Annotated in this window: 21 protein-coding genes; 12 read left to right on the forward strand and 9 right to left on the reverse strand. The window is 66.5% G+C overall.

All coding sequences use genetic code 11. The annotated features are described in order from the left end of the window. Positions 1-50: 50 nt before the first annotated feature. The 3 genes from D6T63_RS01420 to D6T63_RS01430 all read right to left on the reverse strand — a co-directional run bounded on the left by D6T63_RS01420 (position 51) and on the right by D6T63_RS01430 (position 2,812). Positions 51-1,298 (reverse strand): ATP-binding cassette domain-containing protein, encoded by a 1,248-nt coding sequence (locus D6T63_RS01420; protein WP_120147564.1) that lies wholly within the window; start codon positions 1,296-1,298, stop codon positions 51-53. A gap of 64 nt (positions 1,299-1,362) precedes the next feature. Further along, complete coding sequence (locus D6T63_RS01425; protein WP_120147236.1) at positions 1,363-2,004, reverse strand: ABC transporter permease; 642 nt, start codon at positions 2,002-2,004, stop codon at positions 1,363-1,365. Between the two features lie 55 nt (positions 2,005-2,059). Then, positions 2,060-2,812, reverse strand: a complete 753-nt coding sequence (locus tag D6T63_RS01430; RefSeq protein ID WP_147394278.1) for a DUF7793 family protein — start codon at positions 2,810-2,812, stop codon at positions 2,060-2,062. A 369-nt stretch (positions 2,813-3,181) separates the two neighbouring features. Between D6T63_RS01430 and D6T63_RS01435 the strand changes: the two genes are divergently transcribed. Together D6T63_RS01435 and D6T63_RS01440 are read left to right on the forward strand one after the other, a co-directional pair. Continuing rightward, positions 3,182-3,457 carry a hypothetical protein gene (locus D6T63_RS01435; protein ID WP_182976832.1) on the forward strand — a complete coding sequence of 92 codons (276 nt, stop codon included), beginning with the start codon at positions 3,182-3,184 and terminating at the stop codon, positions 3,455-3,457. A 137-nt stretch (positions 3,458-3,594) separates the two neighbouring features. Then, positions 3,595-4,350, forward strand: a complete 756-nt coding sequence (locus D6T63_RS01440) for a GAF and ANTAR domain-containing protein (RefSeq protein ID WP_235830476.1) — start codon at positions 3,595-3,597, stop codon at positions 4,348-4,350. A 12-nt stretch (positions 4,351-4,362) separates the two neighbouring features. Here the strand turns inward: D6T63_RS01440 and D6T63_RS01445 are convergent, their stop codons facing one another. Next, a complete protein-coding gene (locus D6T63_RS01445; protein ID WP_120147565.1) occupies positions 4,363-5,199 on the reverse strand; it encodes a GAF domain-containing protein in 837 nt (278 codons plus the stop codon). 192 nt (positions 5,200-5,391) lie between these two features. Here D6T63_RS01445 and D6T63_RS01450 point away from each other — a divergent pair, with 192 nt between their 5' ends. From D6T63_RS01450 to D6T63_RS01470, 5 genes are all read left to right on the forward strand, one after another. Further along, a complete protein-coding gene (locus tag D6T63_RS01450; RefSeq protein ID WP_120147239.1) occupies positions 5,392-6,600 on the forward strand; it encodes a CapA family protein in 1,209 nt (402 codons plus the stop codon). 269 nt (positions 6,601-6,869) lie between these two features. Then, positions 6,870-7,673, forward strand: coding sequence for a GAF and ANTAR domain-containing protein (locus tag D6T63_RS01455; RefSeq protein ID WP_235830477.1), 804 nt, complete (start codon positions 6,870-6,872; stop codon positions 7,671-7,673). A 231-nt stretch (positions 7,674-7,904) separates the two neighbouring features. Continuing rightward, the gene (locus D6T63_RS01460; protein ID WP_182976833.1) at positions 7,905-8,816 is read left to right on the forward strand and encodes a GAF domain-containing protein; all 912 of its coding nucleotides are present in this window, start codon (positions 7,905-7,907) and stop codon (positions 8,814-8,816) included. Between the two features lie 210 nt (positions 8,817-9,026). Next, complete coding sequence (locus D6T63_RS01465; RefSeq protein WP_120147241.1) at positions 9,027-9,200, forward strand: DUF1059 domain-containing protein; 174 nt, start codon at positions 9,027-9,029, stop codon at positions 9,198-9,200. Continuing rightward, positions 9,197-10,372 (forward strand): EAL domain-containing protein, encoded by a 1,176-nt coding sequence (locus D6T63_RS01470; protein ID WP_235830480.1) that lies wholly within the window; start codon positions 9,197-9,199, stop codon positions 10,370-10,372. The genes D6T63_RS01465 and D6T63_RS01470 overlap by 4 nt, the downstream gene beginning before the upstream one ends. A 26-nt stretch (positions 10,373-10,398) precedes the next feature. On the opposite strand, the gene yczE is transcribed toward D6T63_RS01470, so the two are convergent. After that, the gene (gene yczE / locus D6T63_RS01475; protein ID WP_120147242.1) at positions 10,399-11,019 is read right to left on the reverse strand and encodes a membrane protein YczE; all 621 of its coding nucleotides are present in this window, start codon (positions 11,017-11,019) and stop codon (positions 10,399-10,401) included. A gap of 61 nt (positions 11,020-11,080) precedes the next feature. Here yczE and yczR point away from each other — a divergent pair, with 61 nt between their 5' ends. Then, positions 11,081-12,493 carry a MocR-like transcription factor YczR gene (yczR, locus tag D6T63_RS01480; RefSeq protein ID WP_120147243.1) on the forward strand — a complete coding sequence of 471 codons (1,413 nt, stop codon included), beginning with the start codon at positions 11,081-11,083 and terminating at the stop codon, positions 12,491-12,493. Positions 12,494-12,507: 14 nt separating this feature from the next. Here the strand turns inward: yczR and D6T63_RS01485 are convergent, their stop codons facing one another. Next, entirely contained in the window at positions 12,508-15,063 is a 2,556-nt protein-coding gene (locus D6T63_RS01485) for an excinuclease ABC subunit UvrA (protein ID WP_235830481.1), read from the reverse strand. A gap of 211 nt (positions 15,064-15,274) precedes the next feature. On the opposite strand from D6T63_RS01485, the gene D6T63_RS01490 reads away from it, so the two are divergent. Next, complete coding sequence (locus tag D6T63_RS01490) at positions 15,275-15,547, forward strand: hypothetical protein (protein ID WP_120147244.1); 273 nt, start codon at positions 15,275-15,277, stop codon at positions 15,545-15,547. 15 nt (positions 15,548-15,562) lie between these two features. Here the strand turns inward: D6T63_RS01490 and D6T63_RS01495 are convergent, their stop codons facing one another. Genes D6T63_RS01495 through pdhA form a run of 3 tightly spaced genes read right to left on the reverse strand, consistent with a single transcriptional unit; the run spans position 15,563 to position 19,310 of the window. Continuing rightward, positions 15,563-17,059: a dihydrolipoamide acetyltransferase family protein gene (locus D6T63_RS01495; RefSeq protein WP_120147245.1), complete on the reverse strand. Its 1,497-nt coding sequence runs from the start codon at positions 17,057-17,059 to the stop codon at positions 15,563-15,565. Between the two features lie 2 nt (positions 17,060-17,061). Then, complete coding sequence (locus D6T63_RS01500; protein WP_120147246.1) at positions 17,062-18,138, reverse strand: alpha-ketoacid dehydrogenase subunit beta; 1,077 nt, start codon at positions 18,136-18,138, stop codon at positions 17,062-17,064. Further along, positions 18,135-19,310: a pyruvate dehydrogenase (acetyl-transferring) E1 component subunit alpha gene (pdhA, locus tag D6T63_RS01505; RefSeq protein ID WP_235830523.1), complete on the reverse strand. Its 1,176-nt coding sequence runs from the start codon at positions 19,308-19,310 to the stop codon at positions 18,135-18,137. The genes D6T63_RS01500 and pdhA overlap by 4 nt, the downstream gene beginning before the upstream one ends. Before the next feature lie 239 nt (positions 19,311-19,549). Here pdhA and D6T63_RS01510 point away from each other — a divergent pair, with 239 nt between their 5' ends. The 3 genes from D6T63_RS01510 to D6T63_RS01520 all read left to right on the forward strand — a co-directional run bounded on the left by D6T63_RS01510 (position 19,550) and on the right by D6T63_RS01520 (position 20,877). Beyond that, complete coding sequence (locus D6T63_RS01510; RefSeq protein ID WP_120147248.1) at positions 19,550-19,993, forward strand: Lrp/AsnC family transcriptional regulator; 444 nt, start codon at positions 19,550-19,552, stop codon at positions 19,991-19,993. 189 nt (positions 19,994-20,182) lie between these two features. Beyond that, positions 20,183-20,401 (forward strand): helix-turn-helix domain-containing protein, encoded by a 219-nt coding sequence (locus D6T63_RS01515; protein WP_120147249.1) that lies wholly within the window; start codon positions 20,183-20,185, stop codon positions 20,399-20,401. Positions 20,402-20,412: 11 nt separating this feature from the next. After that, positions 20,413-20,877 (forward strand): Clp protease N-terminal domain-containing protein, encoded by a 465-nt coding sequence (locus tag D6T63_RS01520; RefSeq protein WP_120147250.1) that lies wholly within the window; start codon positions 20,413-20,415, stop codon positions 20,875-20,877.

Genomic DNA, 20,877 nt, shown 5'->3' on the forward strand with positions numbered 1-20,877 from the left:
CAGCCGGGGGCGGCGCCCCGATTCCGGTACGGGACCCTGGTGGTGTCTGTTCACTCACCGTCGCGGCTCCCGTCTTCAGGAGGAAGGGGTTCCGGTCCAGCGGGTCGAGGAGCAGTGATGGCGTCCATGGAGTTGGTGTTGATGCCTACCGGCTTGCCGTGCGCGTGCGAGGTCCGCGCATGCTCGTGGGCCTTGCTGATTGCGTCCATGATGGTTTCGACGTCGATCACACCGCGGAAGCTGTCCCTGCCACCAGTGACGAGGGCTGCGCCCACGCTGGAGACCAGCATGATGTCCAGGGCGTCATTGAGAGATGCGCGCTCCCCGACGAGGGGAAGCCGAGCGTCCCGATCCGCACCGATGCGCTCCAGGCGACTGAGCTGACGCCGTGAGAGCCACTGGAGCGGCCGGTTCCTGCTATCGAGAATGACGGCGTGATCATGACCGCGCTCATCGAGGCGCGACAGCACATCGCTCGCGAGCGTCCCGGGTTCAGCGGTTACCGCTGACTGGAGGTCCACCTCGTTGACGCGGGTGAGGGTCAGCTGCTTCAGCCCGGCACCCGATCCGATGAAGTTCTCCACGAATTCATTGGCGGGCTCGGCCAGAATGCGCTCCGGGGTGTCGTACTGCACGAGTTGTGCGCCCTCCGTGAAGATCGCGATCCAGTCGCCGAGCTTCACGGCTTCGTCGAAATCGTGCGTCACGCACACGATGGTCTTCTGGAGTTCGTGTTGGATGCTGATCAGCTCATCCTGCAGGCGAACCCGTGTGATCGGATCCACAGCGCCGAAGGGCTCGTCCATGAGGAGCACCGGCGGATCAGCTGCGAGGGCACGGGCCACACCGACCCTCTGCTGCTGGCCCCCGGAGAGTTCCCTCGGGTACCGGTCCCGGTACTGCACCGGATCGAGGGAAACCAGTTCGAGGAGCTCATCGACACGTGCCGCTATCCGGTCCCTGCTCCAGCCCAGCATCTTCGGGACGATCGCGATGTTCGCCGCGACACTCATGTGGGGGAAGAGGCCGCCGGCCTGGATGACGTATCCGATTCGACGACGCAGCGAATCACCGTTGATCCCTGTGACATCGTCCCCATCAAGGACGATCCTGCCCTCGGTGGGTTCGATGAGGCGGTTGATCATCTTCAGTGTGGTGGTTTTCCCACACCCGGACGGCCCGACCAGCATGACGATCTTCCCTGCAGGAATTTCCATCGTCAGACCGTCGACGGCCGCTCTGCTCTGGCCCGGGTAGCGCTTGGTGACCTTGTCCAGCAGGATGCTCGCCCCGGTGATGGACCTGCCGCCGTCGGCTGAACTGCCGGAACCGGTATCGGGGAGCTGTGTAGAAGGTGCTTTGTCAGACACGGATACCTCGCGAGATAGTGAGTCGGCCCAGACCGACCAGGAGAAAATCAAGGATGAGGGCCAGGATGATGACGGCAACGATGCCGGTCACCACGGACTCGAGGGAGTTCGCTCCCCCAAGTCGGGACAGACCGGTGAAGATGAACCCGCCAAGACCCGGGCCCAGGACATAAGCGGTGATTGCTGCAATTCCCATCACCATCTGCGCGGACACACGGATACCCGCGAGGATCACCGGCCACGCCATAGGGAGCTCGATACGTCTCAGTACCTGGAAGCGGGTCATTCCAATGCCTCGTGCCGACTCGATCACGGAACGGTCGATACTCGTCAGTCCCACCACGGCGTTGCGCAGGATCGGTAGGACGGCGAAGAACACGACCACGATGACCGCGGGAACGACGCCGAACCCGAACGGTGCGATCAACAACCCCACCAGGGCGAAGGCAGGAATGGTCAGACCGATGGCGGATACGCTGTTCGCTGCCGACCGCAACGCCGGGCTCCGGTACACCAGCCCTGCGGTAACTACCGCCAGCACCGTCGCAATTATCAGACACTGCGCCACCAGCGAGAAGTGCTGCCAGCTCGCGAACAGGATCTGATCGAACCGGCTCCCCACGAACTCGAACACCTCGGTACCCCTTCGTCGTTCCTTGCTTGTCCTACCACCGTGCCTCTTGAGCACTCTAGAGGAGAGATGACGGAGTTGCTGGTTGCGAAGGTAGTTGCAGCACGTCGACGGCAGGAATTCCTCGCAGCCATTCCTGTGCGCTACCGACAGTTGTGAAGTGCCTGGTGGGGTAGGGAGGGTGATGCCGTTGTTTGTAGTAGGCCGTGATGAGCGGGTCTCCTGGTTCGGCTCCCACTATCGCCAGAGCTGCGATATCGAGCCCGGTCGCCAGCGTGTGCTGCGCTTCCTCCGTCAGCGATATCAGGTGATTGAGGCGGATGAGCATCGGCGGACGGACGGACGGGCTGAGGTGGTTCACCCGGCTGACCACGGCTGCTGCGACAGTGTTGTCGACATCCGTGTCAGCTTCGCATTCAAGCCACAGCACCTCTCCCCGCATCTCCGCAGTGAAAGGGTCCGCTGTGGCGGAAACGCCCCCTGCATCTCTTTCCTCTTTGAGCCAGGCGACGGCGTCGGCTTCCTTCGTGAAGTACCGGCTGGGAGTGACAGACCTGTAATTGAATGCAGTGAGTACCCTGCCTACGTCGTCCACCCCCACGACGGCGGTGCGGGTGGAACAGGTGTCATTCATGAGGAGCTGCTTGGCTTCGAGCGAGATCCGCTCCACCAGACCGATGTGCACCAACAAGGGCCGCTTACCTCGGGGAGATGCAGCAGTGACAGCAGCAATTGTCGAGCGGATGTCTTCAGCCTGCATGGTGACGCCGGGAGCCCACCGCAAGCGCAGGAAATCTCCGTCATCACTCAAGGTGAAGCGCTGCACAGAATGTGGTCCCGAACCCATCAACGTCTCCCCCAGTTCATGCCGGTCCCCGGCACTAGTGCCATGGTCGTCCCGCATGCCCCGACATTCAACCGGCGACGAAGGTAGAAATTCCAGGAATTCACGTGCTGGGGACAGGAGTCCATGGACGGAATGGAAGCTTGACGTCGTCGTCCTGCCCAGCGGAGGTTTCGACCGTTCGGTAACGTCCTACCGGGACCGGATCAGTTCGTCCTCGCTCACGCAGCACTCGTCCACCGGGCGAGTACGATGATGTTTGCTGGCGTGGTCAGCTGTGGTTCAACACAAGGGCCTAGGTTTCATCGTGTTCTTTTCCCGTCGATAGGCGTCCCCATGAGTACCAGGCTTACTCCGTCGGATTCGTTCCCCGAGGATCTGACGTTGCTCGACCTCCCGCAGGTCGAAGCCGTCAACAGCAAGATCCAGCGCGAGCTGACCTACGAGTATGTGCACGACGGTGCAGCCGATCCGGAAACAGAATTCCGCAACGAAGAGGTGACGGAGGAACTCGACCGACGCGACCTCATCGACACTTCGGAACCATCGAGCGCGCCCTCGCAATCCTCCGATCATGGTCAGGAAATGGTTCGCCCCATAGAAGCTGTCTAGGAGTTCTGCAGGAGCTCCGCCCAGTACTTCTCCACCTGTCGCTTGTCGACCCTCCCTCGAATTCTCCTGATTCCGGTCTCAATATCGGGTACCCGTGTTGTGACGACTCCCAGTGGAGTCAGTGAGGAATGATTGCCGTGCCTAACGAGAGGGAGCTTGCCGCGGATGCGGCCGAGAACGCTACCGTCGCCGTCCTGCAGGACATGGTGCTCGCCAGTGAGCACGTGCAGCAGTTCCTCGACGGTCTGGTGACCGTCGCATCAGCGGCGTTCACCAGTGCGTACGGCAAGGTGTTCTGCGGAGTGACCCTGCTGCGCCCCAGGTCGATGGCTTCGGTTGCCAGCAGCAGCGAGGAGGCCCGGCTGATGGACGAGGTGCAGTACGGGTTCGACGACGGGCCCTGCCTTCGGGCTGCCCGTGAGGGCCACACCGTGCATATTCCGGACTTCGCCACCGAGTCCAGGTTCCCGCGGTACCGCGAGGCTATTGCCGGCCACGGCATCCGCGCTGCCCTTGGAATCCCCATCCGCCTGGAATCCGGGGCGAGCGCAGGCCTGGACTTCTATTCCACGGAAGCGAATTCGTTCACGGACACGAGCATCTCCGTTGCAGAAGGCATCGCTCGGGATGCCTCGAAATCCCTGCGGCTAGCCGTGCGGATCGCGACCCTCAGTGACAGTTCCGAGCACCTGAGAACAGCCATGAAATCCCGGACGGCGATCGATCTCGCGGTCGGGGCCATCATGGGCCAGAACCGCTGCAGCCAGGCTGAAGCAGTTGCGATCCTGCGCACCGCCGGCCAGGGCCGCAACACCAGACTGCGGGACCTCGCCGACGAACTCCTGGCATCCCTCGGTCAGACAGGACCGGTCCGGACGCACTTCGACAGGTGATCCGAGGCCCGGCTACTGCGGTTCCGCAGCCGCCCCCTGAGTCGGCTTGTGGTCGGAGTTCGGGAGTATCCGCGGTCCGTTGATCTCGTCCTCGACCCTGCGGGCGAGATTCCGCAGTTTCCGCCCGTCCCGCATGGAATACTCGCGTGGTTGCTGGTCGATCACGCAGAGGGTGCCGATGGTCCACCCGCCCGGTCCGCGCAGCGGGTACCCGGCGTAGAAGCGGATGTGGGGCTCTCCCCGCACCAACGGATTGTTCCTGAACCGTTCATCCTCCAGCGCGTCCCGCACGATCAGCGGACCGGCATTGCGGATCGTGGCATTGCAGAACGAGATCTCCCGCGGCATGTTCTGTTGAACCGGCCCGATCACGGATTTGAGGAACTGACGGCGGTCATCGATCAGCGTGACGATCGCGGAGCTGACCTCGAAGTAGTCCTTCGCTTCCTGTGTGATCCGGTCGAATCGCTCCTCCTGACCCGTATCCAGCAGCTGGGTGCGGGTCACTGCGTCCAGGCGTTCCTGTTCCTGCTCCTCGGCACTCAGCAGGAACGCGCCCGCGACGCCGAGCGCACGGCGGGAACTAGCTGGAGATTGCGCCGCCCTGTCGTCCGAGCAGCGCGAGATCCGGCCTCTGGCACCGACCTGGTACAGGAGATCGTTGATGGCGTCGGCCAGCACATCGCACTGTTCCTCCTCGAGCACCAGGAGCCCGCCCAGGTACGCCTCGAGCTCGAAACGCGACACCGCGCCGCCCATGCCGTAATAATTGATCCAGACGTCCTCGAGGTTCAATGCCGTTGCTGACAGGACCTCTTTTATCTGCTGAATCTGTGCTTGCGCGTTCATATCCGGAACCTCCGTGCCGACAGCTCCGCCCAAGCCGTTGATCGTCGTCGTTGTTCCCATCCTAGTAGGCCGCACACGCTCATCAGTCGGCTTACTACTTCCACAGTAGTAAGCCGATGGGAATGCGCACCACTTCCATATCCACGAATCCTTCGCTGGGATCTGACGGTGCCCCTTGGTAGCGTCGAGTAGATGGGCAGCCCGCGTCGTCGCACATCATCCCTGAGGCGAGCCACACTGCTCATCGCCGTCGTGTTATTGAGCGGCGGCTGCACCTCGTCCGATCCGGACGACGAACCTGCCCCGAGTTCCGGCCCGATTCCGTCGACCGCGACCAGTGCGCACCCTCCGCAGCGGTGCGCCGATTGCCTGAGCGTCGTCGTCACCGGAGATCTCCTGGTGCACCCGCAGCTCTGGGACCAAGCCGCGGCCGATGCTGCCGTGACAGGCAGGGATCCCCTTGACTTCGAACCCCTCCTCGCCTCCCAACGGCCATATCTCGCGACCGCTGACCTCGGCATCTGCCATCTCGAAACGCCCGTCGCCGAGCCCGAAGGACCCTTCAGCGGCTACCCCCGGTTCAACGTCCCTCCGCAGATCCTGGCGGCAGCGGCCGAGGTCGGGTACGACACCTGTACCTCAGCAAGCAACCACAGCATCGATGCGGGAACGGCAGGGCTGCTGCGGACGCTTGCCGCATTCGATGCCGCGGGCCTGGAACACACCGGGTCCTACGCCACCGAGGATGACGCCGACGAAGTCCTGGTCATCAATCAGCCCGAGGCCCGTGTGGCCCTGATCGAGGGGACGTATGGATTGAACGGTCTCGTTCCCGACCAGCCGTGGCGGGTCGACATGATCGACGTACCCGCGATGATTGCAAAGGCCAGAGCCGCACGGGCCGAGGGAGCCGACATAGTCCTTGCCGCACTTCACGCCGGCGATGAATACGCCATCGCACCGAACTCGCTGCAGGTGGAGTCCGCACACGCATTGGCCGATAGCGGTGACTTCGACTTCATCTACGGACACCACGCCCACGCCGTGCAACCGATCGAGAAGTACAACGGCACATGGATCGTCTACGGATTGGGGAACGCGGTCACGGAACTCTCCCCCCTCTACGACGTCAACAATGAAGGGTTGATGGTCCGCGCCAGTTTCAGCCGCAATGACGAAGGTACGTGGTCGGTGTCCGAGTTGCTCTGGCTGCCCTCCCTCATCGTCGCCGCCCCCTACCGGTGGTGTGCTCTGTCCCCTGATCAGCCGGGCGGTGGCTGCTCGTCGCCGGAGCGTGACGCAGCAGCGGCCGAGCGGACCCGCAGCGTCGTGGAGTCGCTCGGGGCCAGGGAGGCCGGGGCCAGGCGATGGACCATTCCGAGCGCAGTTGCCGGCTACTGACCTCGCGACACTGCAGCCACAACGTCCATACCATTCGCGCGGATGGACCGGAGAGGACGAAGTACGACATTTATGCCGAGGTCGAAAAGAATGGAAAAACGGTGCAGTCCGATCAGCCCCCGCTGCTCCTCGCGGGAACATTCACCGGTGTAGGGCGTAGTCTGGGCACAGTTATCGAGTAGAAAGCGGAACAGGTTTCAAGACCGCCGCGTTTCGTGTTCTCCGAGCGTTGTCACGCCAGGGAAATCGATCTCCGCTCAAGGAGAGTCATGAATGACAATACTCAGGCTCCGTTGCAGCCCGGACACGTGATCCTCGACCCGATGCACGTGATGGCTGATGGCTACTCCGCTGAACTGCTGGGTAATACAGCCCTGTACCTGCAGGACCTGGTCCTTGAAAGCATCGATGTCGAGCACTTCCTCGACAACCTGGCGCGGGTGGCCGCAAAGCAGTTGTCCGGGCCGGGCCACGAGGTGTTCTGCGGCATAACCCTGCTGCGGCCGCGCCACGCTGAAACTCTCGCGAGCAGTAGCCGGACAGCCCTGGAACTCGATGAGATCCAGTACGCATTCGGTGACGGGCCCTGCCTCGCAGCCGCCCGCACCCAGGCGCTCGTCCATGTCCGTGACACGCGGACCGACGGGCGTTGGCCTGAATACTTCGCAGCCGTCACTGCACATGGAATGCTCTCCATCCTCGGCATTCCCATTCCGTTGGAAGGGGAAGCGGACTGTGGGCTGAACTTCTACTCCGACCGGACGGACGGATTCACGCCGGACGCCATCGAAGCCGCCAGGATCTTCGCTCGTGAGGCTTCCAGATCGCTGCGCCTGGCGGTCCGTATCGCTTACCTGTCCGACAAGGAAGCCCACCTCAGCGCAGCACTGGAGTCGAGGACCACCATCGACCTCGCCGCGGGCATCATCATGGGCCAGAACGTGTGCAGCCAGTCAGCAGCCGTGACGATCCTCAAAGCCGCTGCCAGTCACAGGAACATGAAACTGCGCGATCTCGCGCGGGAACTCCTCTCCACCGTCAGCGACGAACCGCCGGTCACGCACTTCGACTAGATCCTGAGCGGGTCCCTGACTTCCCTCTCGCCTCGGTCCCGGCCGGGCTGATGACGTGGCGTGCAGAGCTCGATTCACGATCGTCGTCGCTGGAGACACGTCTCGGCGGTCCTGTCCATGCCGGGCTGCACCTGTCAAGGCTGCAGGAGCTGTGCGGCGGGACGCATAGTGTGGGAGGCGTACGCTTGCCCGGCTTCCGTGCTGGGTGAAGGACAACGGGAAGCAAACAGAATGCTGAATGATTATCTGCAGCAGTGGAGCGCGATACAGACCGTGCGCGCCGCGGAGCTGAATTCCCGCGACGTCGTGCTGGAGTATGTCACCGCCGGCGGGGACTCGAGCGAACTCGACGTGCAGTGCTACCTCGCCGGCCTTGTCATGATCCCGGCATTGCAGCGGGACGGCGTCGCGCACGCGATCAACGAACTGCTGGACGCGACCGGTTCCCTGGTGGACGGTGCTCACTACAGCACCTACGATGTCGCCTCCGACCTCGGATACGCCGACTACCTTCGCACCCTCGTCCTTACTCCCGACGGGTATGACTTCGGCGCCCCATCCCTGGGCGACAGGAGCACCAGCGCTGCTTCGTCCGGGGTCGCCGGTGGCGGTCCCGTGGGCCATGCCGTGCGTGAGGAAGAGTATCGGACACTGCACGAGGCACAGGAGGACGCAGAGTTCCGCCGTTGCCGGGCGCTGTACGAGTCCGGTCTGCTCGACACGGGGTCAGAGGATCGGTTCGACCGCATCATCGCCCAGGCCCGGAACCACTTCGGGGTCAGTTCGGCCTCCATGGCGCTGATCACCGAGAGTTCCCAGATCATCAAATCGGTGGTCGGGCCGATCGGCCAGGACCTGCCTCGAAGCCAGGCACTCTGTGCGAAGACCATCGAGAGGGACCGCACCCTGGTCATCACCGATGCGAGCACGCATCCCGACTGGCGCAATCATCCCCTTGTCACGGGTGGGCCGGAAGTACGCTTCTACGCCGGTCACCCGCTGTCCACCGCCGATGGATGGCGGATCGGCACCCTGTGCCTCATCGATGACCAGCCACGGAGCTTCACCGAGGACGATGAACGGGAACTACGGATCCTCGCGCACAAGGCTCAAGCCGAATTCTGGGTCGGACCCCTGGGCTGATCGTCGCGATGCCGTGGTCGCCCGACGCCGGTACCCCGGACCGGACCGGCCGGGGTGCAACGCGCTTGTGCTGGGCAGGTGTATCAGTCGGTCGACGCAGTGTTTACGCATTAAGACGCAGTGTCTCCTCGTCGACTAACGCGATGACGATTCCTGGTGGCATTGTTCTCCAGCAGTGGCTGGGTTCAAGGACGAAGTGGAGAATTCCCGATGAAGTCGTTTGCCTGCGGTGATGTCGTACCTGGGTGCGATGCGCAATTCATGAGCACCACGGATGACGAGATACTCGCCGACGTCCGCACGCACGCCGCGACCGCCCACGGACTGAACGAACTCTCCGCCGATGTGGAACAGGCAGTCCGCAGCAGTATCACGGTCAGGTGATCGACGACGCTGCAGCAACGAACCACGCTGCATCTCCGGATACCGGAGCTTCATCGACCGGCTGGATCCGAGCCTTGGAAGCGGCCTGCGAAGGTCACGGCATCACGTCGGTCTACCAGCCGATAGTCGACACCGCCCGCCGCACCGTCGCTGGATATGAAGCGCTGATCCGGTTCCCCGCATTCGAGGAGAAGAATCCGGAGGTGTGGTTCCGTGCGGCGAGACGGCACGGAGTAGCAGCCGAGCTCGAAGCTGCAGCCCTGCGCAGCGCCCTCTCCCACCGTTCGACGGTGCCGACGAACTGTTTCCTCACCGTCAATGTCTCGCCGGACGTGCTGGCCACCGAATGCGTCCGCACGGTCTGGGCCGAGCAGGGGAATCTCGCCGGACTCATCGTCGAGCTGACCGAGCAGGCGCCGGTCGACTCCTACATCGCCCTGGAACCGGACCTCAACAGGCTCAAGGCAGCCGGTGCCCTGATTGCCGTCGATGACGCCGGTTCCGGCTACGCCGGGCTGCAGCACCTGCTGAGCATCCGACCCGCGATGATCAAGATCGACCGGAAACTCATCCAGGGCGTCGATGACGATGAAGCGAAGCGAGCCCTGATCGAAATGCTCGGCATGTTCGCCGGACGCATCGACGCATGGATCCTTGCGGAAGGCGTCGAACACATCGCAGAACTCGACGTGCTCTGCTCACTCAGGGTCCCCTTGGTGCAGGGGTACCTCCTCGGAAGACCCGCTCCACCCTGGGCCCGACTCGACGACGGCATCGCACACCGACTCGTCAGTGGACCAGCGCCCACCAGGAACGGGACCTTGCGGGACGTCGTGGAACCCGTGCCGTCGTTCACGGACCTCGCAGACGCAACGGAAGCCCTGGCGGCTGACGACCAGGTGAGGGAGATCGTTCTCCTCGGTGCAGACCATCGGCCGGTCGCCGTGCTCACCGAGGAGGACACCCGGCTCGGCATCGTCAGCCAGGGAATCCGGGCGAACCTCGACACGCCGGTCGCGGAGGCCCTGAGCAGATCGATCACCAGGGAGCGCCCCTACCGGTTCGATCCGCTGCTCGTCACCGACAACGCCGGACGCCTGGCCGGGATCGCCCGTCTCGAACGGATGATCAGCGCTGTCACCACCGGATCGCACGAGGTGGACGCGGGATAGCCGCACCCCGTCCCGGCCGGTTCCTGTCAGGCGACGACGGCGTCGGGCACTCCGCGTGAACGCTCGGGAACGCGGAACAGCGGAAGGGCGAGGTTGATCAGGGGACCGATGAGGAGCGCGAAAGCGACAGTGCCGAGACCCACCGAGCCTCCCAGTACCCAGCCGAGGAGGAGTACCGTGCCCTCGATGCCCGTGCGCACCAACCAGATCGGCAGGCCGGAGCGGGCGTGGATACCGGTCATGAGGCCGTCCCGGGGGCCCGGTCCCAGGCGCGCTCCGATGTAGAGGCCGCTCGCGACGGCCAGCAGCACGAGACCGCCGGTGAACAGCAGGATCCGGGCCCAGAGCTGGGACGGCTCGCCGAGGAGTGCGAGACCGATCTCCGCACTCGGCCCCACGAGGAGGACGTTGAGGATGGTGCCGACGCCCGGTCGCTGCCGCAGCGGTATCCACAGGAGCAGGACGACCAGGCCGATGATGTTCGTCATGAAACCGAACGGGATGCCGGTCTGCAGGGACCCGCCCTGACCGAGGACATCCCACGGCGACACCCCGAGGGTGGCGCGGATCATCATCGCGAGCGAGAGGCCGTACAGGAAGAGACCGATCAGGAGCTGCAGTCCGCGCCGGACACCGAGGAACGTCATGCTTCCAGTAGAACCGCTGATTGGACTGACATCAAGATGCCAATTGTGGGATGGTGGCTTCATGATGGTTCTCCCTGCCCGTCGGCTTGCAACCGAACTCGGCACCTGGCGCACAGCCGGGCCCGCCTACGTGGCCCTCGCCGACCGACTCCGGCTACTCACCCTCGACGGCCGGATACCGCTCGGCACCCGGCTCCCCGCCGAGCGGGAGCTCGCCGCACAGCTCGCCGTCAGCCGGACCATGGTCGCCGCTGCCTACGCGCGCCTGAGGGCGGCCGGCTATGTCCAGAGCACGCGCGGCTCGGGCAGCGTCGTCGCCATGCCGGGACGCGGCGCGCCCCCGCACGACGACGGCGGGACAGGCATCGTCCTCGATCTCAGCAAAGCGGCACTTCCGGCCGCACCCCAGGTCGGTGAGGCTGCGGCGAGGGCGGCCGGCGAACTCCCCGCCTACCTCAACGGGGACGGGTACGACCTGCTCGGCCTTCCACGATTGCGCCAGGCCCTCGCGGACCGGTACTCCACGCGCGGCCTGCCCACGAACCCTGGCCAGATCATCGTGACGCTCGGCGCGCAGCACGCCATCTCGCTTCTCGCGCGGACGCTCCTGACGCGCAGCGACACCGTGCTCGTCGAGGCACCGAGCTACCCGCACGCCTACGAGGCGCTCAGGTCCGCGGGGCGGCGGCTCGTACCCGTGGCGGTGGACGCGCGCCGGGGCTGGGACGACGACGGCCTGGAGCAGGCGTTCGTCCGCACCCGGCCCGCCGTCGCCTACGTCATGCCGGACTTCCACAACCCCACGGGCGCCGTGATGCCGCCCGGGCAGCGCGAACGGCTGATGGCGGCGGCAGCACGACAGGGCACGATCGTCATCGCGGACGAGACCATGGCCGAGCTGCGCATCGAGGGTGACGGCGAACTGCCGCTCGCCGCCTTCGGACCCGCCGTGCTCATCGGTTCCATGGGCAAAACGGTCTGGGGCGGATTGCGCATCGGCTGGATCAGGGCGGACGGGGACATGATCCAGCGGCTCGTGCAGTCCCGGTACGCCCAGGACCTCGGGACACCCATCCTCGAGCAGCTGATCGCCCTCGAGATGCTCGGGAACTACGACGAGCTGCTGCGCTTCCGGGCGCATCAGCTCTCGGAGGGTCGCCGCGGCCTGGAGGTGCTCCTCGCGGACAGACTGCCGGGGTGGGACGTCCCGCATGTCTCGGGAGGCCTCTGCACCTGGGTCAACCTCGGCGCTCCCGTCAGCTCGCAGTTGGCGTTGGCCGCCCGGGACCGCGGCCTGCTGCTCGGCGCCGGTCCGCGATTCGGGATCGACGGGGTGTTCGAGCGGTTCCTTCGCGTTCCCTTCAGCTATCCCCGCGAGGACACGCACCGCGCGGTGGAGATCCTCACCTCCGCCTGGGACTCCCTGGACGAGCGGGCCCCCGTTCCGGATCACTTCACGCCCGCACTGGTATAGGAACGGTCACGCCGTCATACGGTCAGGCGGCGCCCCTCGAGGTGAGCTGCGAGATACGGCGCGGTGATGCTCGTCGCCGCGTCAAGCGCCGCGATGTCCCGTGGGGTACCGGTAGCGACGATCGTCCCGCCCGCCGAGCCACCGCCCGGCCCGAGGTCGATCACCCAGTCGGCCGCTGCGACGACCGCCATGGTGTGCTCGACGACCACCACGGTGTTGCCGGCATCGACGAGCTTCCGCAGCTGCGCGAGAAGCAGCACGACGTCGGCGGGGTGAAGCCCCGTGGTCGGTTCATCGAGCAGGTAGAGCGTATGTCCGCGGCGGGCGCGCTGCAGTTCGGTGGCCAGCTTGATGCGCTGCGCCTCGCCTCCGGACAGCTCTGTGGCCGGCTGCCCGAGCCGTAGGTAACCCAGGCCGACCTCGCGGAGCGTCGCGAGGGACCGTCCCGCCGCCGGGATGCCGGAGAGGAAGACCGCGGCGTCGTCGACCGTCATCGCGAGCACGTCGGCGATACTGCGGCCGTCGAGTGGAACCGCCAGGGTCTCCTCGTTGTAGCGGGCACCGTTGCAGGTGGGACACGGCCCGTAGCTTCCGGGCAGGAAGAGGAGCTCGACGGACACGAACCCCTCGCCCTGGCAGGTCTCGCAGCGTCCGCCCTGCACGTTGAAGGAGAATCGCCCCGCGCCGAAGCCCCTGGACTTCGCCTCCGGCGTGGCGGCGAAGGCTTTCCGGACTGCATCGAACAACCCCGTGTAGGTGGCGAGGTTGGATCGCGGAGTCCGGCCGATCGGCTTCTGGTTCACGCTCACGAGGCGGTCGATGAACTCGAGCCCCTGGATGTCGGCCACCACGGAGGCGGCGGTTCCGGAGTCCTCCGGCGCGACATCGTCGCCCGCCTCCCCCTCCGTCGGCGTGTCATTGCGGACGTGCGCTCCGACAGCGTCGGCGAGGACCGCGCTGACGAGCGTCGACTTGCCCGAACCGGACACTCCGGTGACGGCCGTCAGCACGCCCACCGGGATGTCGGCATCGAGCCCCGCGAGGTTGTGGCGGTGGATGCCTGTCAGGCGCAACCAGGCCGACGGCGTACGCGGCTCGGCCTGCTCCGCGTCGGAGGGCCCGCTCCGGGTCAGGAAGGGCGCCGTCAGGGAACCGGGGACACCCGCGAGGCCCGCGGCGGGCCCACTGTAGATGATGGTGCCGCCACCCTCGCCGGCGAGCGGGCCGACGTCGACGATCCAGTCCGACCGCTGCACCACGTCCATGTTGTGCTCGACGACGAAGACGGTGTTCCCTGCGTCCTTCAGCGCCTCCAGCACCGCGAGGAGGGGCTCGACGTCGGCGGGATGCAGCCCGGCGGAGGGCTCGTCGAGGACGTAGACGACGCCGAAGAGCCCGGAACGAAGCTGCGTGGCGATCCGCAGGCGCTGCATCTCCCCGGGCGAGAGCGTGGGCGTGGCACGACTGAGGCTGAGGTACCCCAGCCCGAGCTCGACCAGGATGCCGAGCCGCTGGACGAGGTCCCTGCTGATCGTGACGGACACCTCCGTCCCCTCCCCGGAGGTGGCGGACCGATGCGCCGCCGCAGGATGCTCGAACGTCGCAGCCGGCTTCAGGTGTGCTGCGAGGTCCGCCAGCGGCAAAGCATTCGCTTCGGCGATGGAGAGACCCGCGAACGTCACTGCCAGCGCTTCCGGGCGCAGCCCGGCGCCACCGCACAGACCGCAGGGACCGGACTCCATGAAGGGCAGCACGCGGTCGCGCATCTGCTGGCTCTTGGAATCGTGGAGGGTGTGCAGGACGTAGCTCTTCGCGCTCCAGAAGCGTCCCTTGTAGGGCTTGGCCACGCGGTCCCGCTGCGGGATCACCTCGACGACGGGCTGCTCCTCGGTGAACAGCAGCCACCTCCGGGACTCCTCCGGCAGGTCCCGCCAGGGCACGTCGATGTCGTGGCCGAGCTCGCTGACGACGTCACGGAGGTTCTTGCCCTGCCAGGCGCCGGGCCAGGCCGCGATGGCGCCCTCGCGGATGCTCAGCGAAGGATCCGGGACGAGTGACTGCTCCGTGACGTCACGGGCGATGCCCAGTCCATGGCAGCGGGGGCAGGCTCCTGCGGCGGTGTTCGGCGAGAATGCATCCGATTCGAGCCTGCCCGCAGCGTCCGCCGGATACGTTCCGGCCCGCGAGTAGAGCATGCGGACGGAGTTCGAGAGCGTGGTCAGGGTGCCGACGGTGGAACGCACGCTCGGGGTGCCGCGGCGCTGCTGGAGGGCGACGGCGGGAGGCAGCCCCGTGATCGATTCGACGTGCGGCGTGTGCCCCTGCTGGATGAGCCTGCGTGCGTAGGGCGCGACGGATTCGAGGTACCGCCGCTGGGCCTCCGCATAGATGGTGCCGAAGGCCAGGGATGACTTGCCGGAGCCCGATACTCCGGTGAAGGCGACGACGGCGTCCCTCGGGCAGTCGACGTCGATGCCGCGCAGGTTGTTCTCACTGGCACCACGGACACGGACGAACCCGTCGTGGGTGCTCGTCGAAGGGGCAAGGACACTTTCGGGCGACTCGATCACCCACCCACCCTACGGTTTCCCGCACCACGCATCGCGGAGGCGCCGTCGTCGCCACGGCGGTCGCACGAGGACGACGGGGCCCGGTGCGACCGGCCGGCCCGCGGCGAGCTCGGACGAGCGCTGATAATAGGTCGCCTGCCGGGCGAGCGGAAGCCTCGGGAGGCAACGAACGCCCATGGCCGTCGCTGCCGGCTCTTCCTAGAGTTGAGGCATGGCTGACATCAATGACGAGTTCCCGACCCTGGACGACCTCAACCCCGACAACGACGCCCTGCCTCGACCCTCCCGTCAGACGCACGGGAAGTCGGACGACCACGTGGACGACGACGCCCTCGCGCTCGCCACGGAGCGCGAGAGGGTGGCGCTCGGGTTGAAGGACTACGTGCCGGACGACGTCCCGCCCGCCACGGATCCCCTGCCCGAGGAGTCCTCACCCGTGGCGGACCTGGCACAGCGCGGACTGCTGCGCGACGACGAATCCTGACGGTACCCGCCGGCGCTACAGGTCGGCGAGCATCCCGCCGGGGTTCTCCATCGCGTCCGCGACGAACCGGAGGAAGCCGCCCGCCGTACCGCCGTCGCACACCCGATGGTCGAACGCGAGCGTCAGCTCGGTGACCTTCCGCACCGCGAGCTGCCCGTCAACCACCCAGGGGCGGTCGATGATGCGGCCCAGGCCGAGGATCGCCGATTCCGGGTAGTTGATGATCGCCGCACTCCCGTCGACGCCGAATACACCGTAGTTGTTCAGGGTGAAGGTGCCGGAGGAGAGATCCGACGGCGTCGCCTTCCCCTCGCGCGCCAGGGCGGCCAGGCGTCGGATCTCCCTGTCGAGCTCACGCGCCGACATCGTGTCCGCGCGACGGACGCTGGGAACCACGAGCCCTCGCTCCGTCTGCGCGGCGATGCCCAGGTTCACGCCTTCGACGCGCACGAACTCCTGGGCGCCGTCGTCGCCCGTGGCGATCCTGCTGTTCAGTTCGGGGAAGCGGGCAAGGCCTGCGACCACGAAGCGGGCCACGAACGCGAGGATCCCGGGGACGGCATCCTGCGTGCTGCGCTTCATGCCCTCGCGCAGCTCGACGAGGGCCGTCACGTCGACGTCCACCCACACGGTCGCTTCCGGGATCTCGCGTCGACTGCGCGTCATGGCGTCGGCGATCGTCCGGCGGACTCCGCGCAGGGGTGTTCGCTCAAGGATAGTGAGGCCGGAGCGGGAGTCGGTCGCGGGCACCGGGTCGGCAGCTCGCGTGGCATTCTGCGCCACAGGCTCGTCGGTCACCGGCGACGATACGGACGACGACGATACGGACGCGCCGGCGCCGGCTGCGATGGCCTCTTCGACGTCGCGCCTCAGGATGAGCCCCTTATCCCCCGAACCACGCACGTCCTCAAGCCTTACGCCGTGGTCACGGGCGAGTCTCCGAACGAGCGGCGAGACGCACAGAGGAGCCCGACCACTCGCTGGAACAGCCGGGGGCGACACCGCAGCGGCGTCGGCCGTCAGCACGGGAGCGTGGACACTTCTCGCCGAAGCACCCTTCCGCGGACGCGTCCGCCCGCCGGTCAGGCCGCCGGGCGTGCCGTAGCCGATCAGCACGTTGCCGGAACCCTCGCTCGCCACGGGCGGCTGGTCGTTCGACCGGGTGGCCTGCGTCGGAACGCCGGCGTCCTCGCGGAGCATTGCAGCGGCCTGCCTGACAGCCGTCGGAGCAGACGATGGTGCGGCGGTCCCCTCGGGCCGGACGGACAGGAACGGCGCCCCGACGTCGAGCACCTCACCGGGTCGCCCGTGCAGGGTGGCGACGGTTCCCGCGAAGGGGGACGGTACCTCGACCACGGACTTGGCGGTCTCGACCTCGGCCACGGGCTGGTCGACGACGATGGTGTCGCCCTCGGCGACCAGCCAGGACACCAGCTCGGCCTCGGTCAGGCCCTCCCCCAGGTCGGGGAGCAGGAATACGAGCAGGTGCTCGGAGACGGTCGGTGCGCCCACGGTCAGTCCTCCCACTGCAGGTTGTCGACGGCGTCGAGGATGCGATCCACGCTCGGCAGGTAGAAGCGCTCCAGCTTGGGCGAGGGGTACGGGATGTCGAACCCGGTCACGCGGAGAACGGGCGCCGCGAGCGAGTGGAAGCAGCGCTCCTGCACCCGGGCCACGATCTCGGATGCCACCGATGCGAAGCCGGGAGCCTCCGCGACGACGACGGCGCGGCCCGTACGGCGGACGCTCTCGCACACCGTCTCGTCGTCGAACGGGACGATGGAGCGGAGATCGATGACCTCGATCGACCGCCCTTCCTCGGCAGCCGCCGCCGCTGCGGCGAGCGCCGTCGGAACGGACGGGCCGTAGCTGATCAGGGTCGCATCGGTCCCCGCCCGGGCAACCACGGCACGGCCGATGCGCCGGGGCGCCTGTCCGCCGTCGTACGTCCGCCGAAGTTCCGCGAGGTCGACCTCCTCCTTAGACCAGTACAGCTTCTTCGGTTCGAGGAAGACGACGGGATCCGGGGACGCGATGGCCTCGCGCAGCATGAAGTAGGCGTCACGAACCGTGGCGGGGGCCAGGACCGTGAGTCCGGGGGTGTGTGCGTAGTAGGCCTCGGACGAATCGCAGTGGTGCTCCACGCCGCCGATACCACCCGCGTAGGGGATACGGATCACGATGGGGAGGCGCACCTTGCCGCGGGTCCGGTTCGGCATCTTCGCGACGTGGCTGACCACCTGTTCGAAGGCCGGATAGGCGAAGGCGTCGAACTGCATCTCGACCACGGGCTTCATGCCGTTCATCGCCATGCCCACCGCCATTCCCATGATGCCGGCCTCGGCGAGCGGGGTGTCGAAGCAGCGCTCCTCACCGAAGCGTGCGGTCAGGCCGTCGGTGATGCGGAAGACACCGCCCAGCCTGCCCACGTCCTCGCCGAACATCAGGACTGCCGCGTCGCTCTCCATGGCGTCGGCGAGTGCTGCGTTGAGCGCCTTCGCGAATGTGGAGGTCGATCTCGGCACCGGTGACGCAACGGCGTCGGCCTGGTCCCCGATCCCGCGTGCGGGCGCCTCCGTGGTCTGCGTCATGGCCGGTCCCCCTTCGTCTGGTTCGTTGCGCCGTCGATCGGGGCACCGTGCTCGGCGTCGGTGCCGCGCGCCAGTTCCTCCCGCAGCTGCTCGGCCTGCTCGCGCAGCTGCGATGTCTTCTCGCTGAACACGTACTCGAAGAGCTCTCCCGGATTCACGTCGACCTCGGTGTTCAGTCCGTTGCGGATGGCGGCCGCGATCGCGTCCGCCTCGACGGCGAGCGCCCGCTCCCCGTCGTCGGTCAGCAGGTTCAGCCCCCGAAGGTAGGTTCGCATCCGCAGGATGGGATCCTTCGGCACCCAGCGCTCGACGTCGTCCGCCGAGCGGTAACGGGTGGCGTCGTCGGCATTGGTGTGGGCCTGCATGCGGTAGGTATGGGCCTCTATGAGGGAGGGGCCTCCGCCGTCGCGTGCACGGTCGACGGCCGATCCGAGGACCGAGAGGAGTGCTGCGAGGTCGTTGCCGTCCACGCGCTCCCCCGGCATCCCGTAGCCGATCGCCTTGTGCGCGAGGGACGGAGCCACGGTCTGGCTCTTCAGCGGCACGGAGATGGCGAACTCGTTGTTCTGGATGAGGAACACCACGGGCACGTGGAAGACGGCGGCGAAGTTCAGGGCCTCGTGGAAGTCGCCCTCGCTGGTCGCTCCGTCACCGCACATGGCCAGGACGACCGTCGGCTCCCCGCGGAGCTTAGCCGCGTGGGCGACTCCGACGGCGTGCAGCAGCTGCGTGGCGAGAGGCGTGGCCTGCGTCGCGACACGGTGCTCATACGGGTCGTAGCCGCCATGCCAGTCGCCGCGCAGCAGCGTCAGGACCTCGAGCGGATCGACGCCGCGCGTGATGACGGCGACCGTGTCGCGATAGGTGGGGAAGAGCCAGTCCTGGTCATCGAGCACGACGGCGGCAGCGACCTGGCATGCCTCCTGGCCGTGCGATGACGGGTACACGGCCATGCGCCCCTGGCGCACCAGTGCGTTCGCCTGATCGTTGATGCGGCGGCCGGCGACGAGGCGGCCGTAGACGCTGAGCAGCTTCTGCCCGTCCGGGAGGGGATAGCGGTCGTCGTGGGTGTGGTGGCCCTCCGGGTCGATCAGCTGCACGGGCTGCGCCGAGGGGAGCAGCGCGTGGTCCGCCGTCGGCTGTGCCGCATTCCCTGCCGCTGCGCCGATCATGCTTCCCCTGCCCTCGTTCGTTGCCGTACTCATTCCGCCTCCATCGCCGGCCGCTGCAGCGGCGCCTCTCCTTCGTGCCGGACAGGAACTCCGGCACTGGATGCTGTGTAGCTCCAGTATGGTCAGGAGCAGCTTTTGTATCGACGAAGTGCGAGAAGTCTGGATATTTCGTTCATCCGCGGAGTATTCTTTGGACGAATTGGAAGTGTGAGCTGCATTACGCGAAGGAGCGTGGACACGTGGTGGACGGGAAGCTCGACGACGTCGATCGGAAGATCCTCGCAGAACTGACGCAGGACGGCCGGCAGTCGGTCACCTCCGTTGCCGAGCGTGTGCACATCTCCCGCGCCCACGCGTACTCACGCATCGCCAAGCTCACCGAGGACGGCGTCCTCACGCGGTTCACTGCCATCATCGACCCCGCCAAGGCAGGCCTTCGATCCTCCGCCTACGTCACCCTCAAGGTGCGCCAGCACTCCTGGCGTGAATTGCGCGAGGCGTTGCGCGGCATCCCGGAGGTGCACCACATCGCGCTGGTCGGCGGTGACTTCGACGTCATCCTCCTCGTCCGCGCCGAGGACAACGTCGGGTTGCGGCGGGTGATCTTCGACCAACTGCAGTCGATGCCCGGCGTACTCGACACCCAGACCTTCCTCGTGTTCGAAGACCTCGACACCCGCTGAGTCCTGCCCCTGGCCGACGGTCGCACCCGGCGTCGGAACCGGGTACGGGCGGTCTTCAGGAAAAGCCGTTCGGCGAGTCGTATCTCGTCGGCGGGCCATCCGTCGAGTGTCACCCGGCCCGTGTCCTCGCGCTCCTCGCCCATCAACTTCTGTTGACAGAAGCTCTGACATCAACCTAGGTTGATGGCCATGGACCTCACCACGTCACCGTCTCCGGACAGGCCCGCAGATGCCTTCGCCGCCGTCGTGGCCATGCGACGGCTCGCAGCATCGCTCGAGCGCGCCGCAGTCGACGAGGCCCTCGCCCAGGGGTGGACCTGGGCCCAGATCGGCGCCGCACTCGACCTCTCCGCCCAGGCCGCGCATAAACGACTTGCGCCCGCTCGTCGCCGACTCTTCAACGACTGAACAGGATCATCATGGGCTTCAGAACGGCACTGTCCGACGTCTCATTCATGAACTCGCTCTTCACCGCCGCCGAACGTGTCGCCCACGACCTCGGCGACCCCGTGATGGGTGCGGAACATCTGGTCATCGCCGCATTGGATCGTGACGACCTCGACCGTGCCGCACTTGCGCCACTCCTGCTTGACGCCCCACGTTTCCGTGACGCCGTTGTCGCTGTCCACGCAGACGCACTGGGTTCCGTCGGCCTCGGCGGGGCAGGCCGGCCGATCGTCGGTACACCGCGGGGAGCACTCGGCAGCACAGCGACAGCGCGGGCGGTGTTCCAGGATGCGCGCAGGAGGGCCAGGGACAGGCGCGCACCACTGCGCGCGATCGATATCGTGGCGGCGGCAGCGCGACTCGAGCAGGGAACGACGGCTCGGGCGATTGCCCGCCTCGGGATCGAGCGCGCGGATGTCGAAGCCCTCGCGCTCTGA

The organism is Arthrobacter cheniae, assembly GCF_003602275.1.
Lineage (GTDB): Bacteria > Actinomycetota > Actinomycetes > Actinomycetales > Micrococcaceae > Arthrobacter_D > Arthrobacter_D cheniae.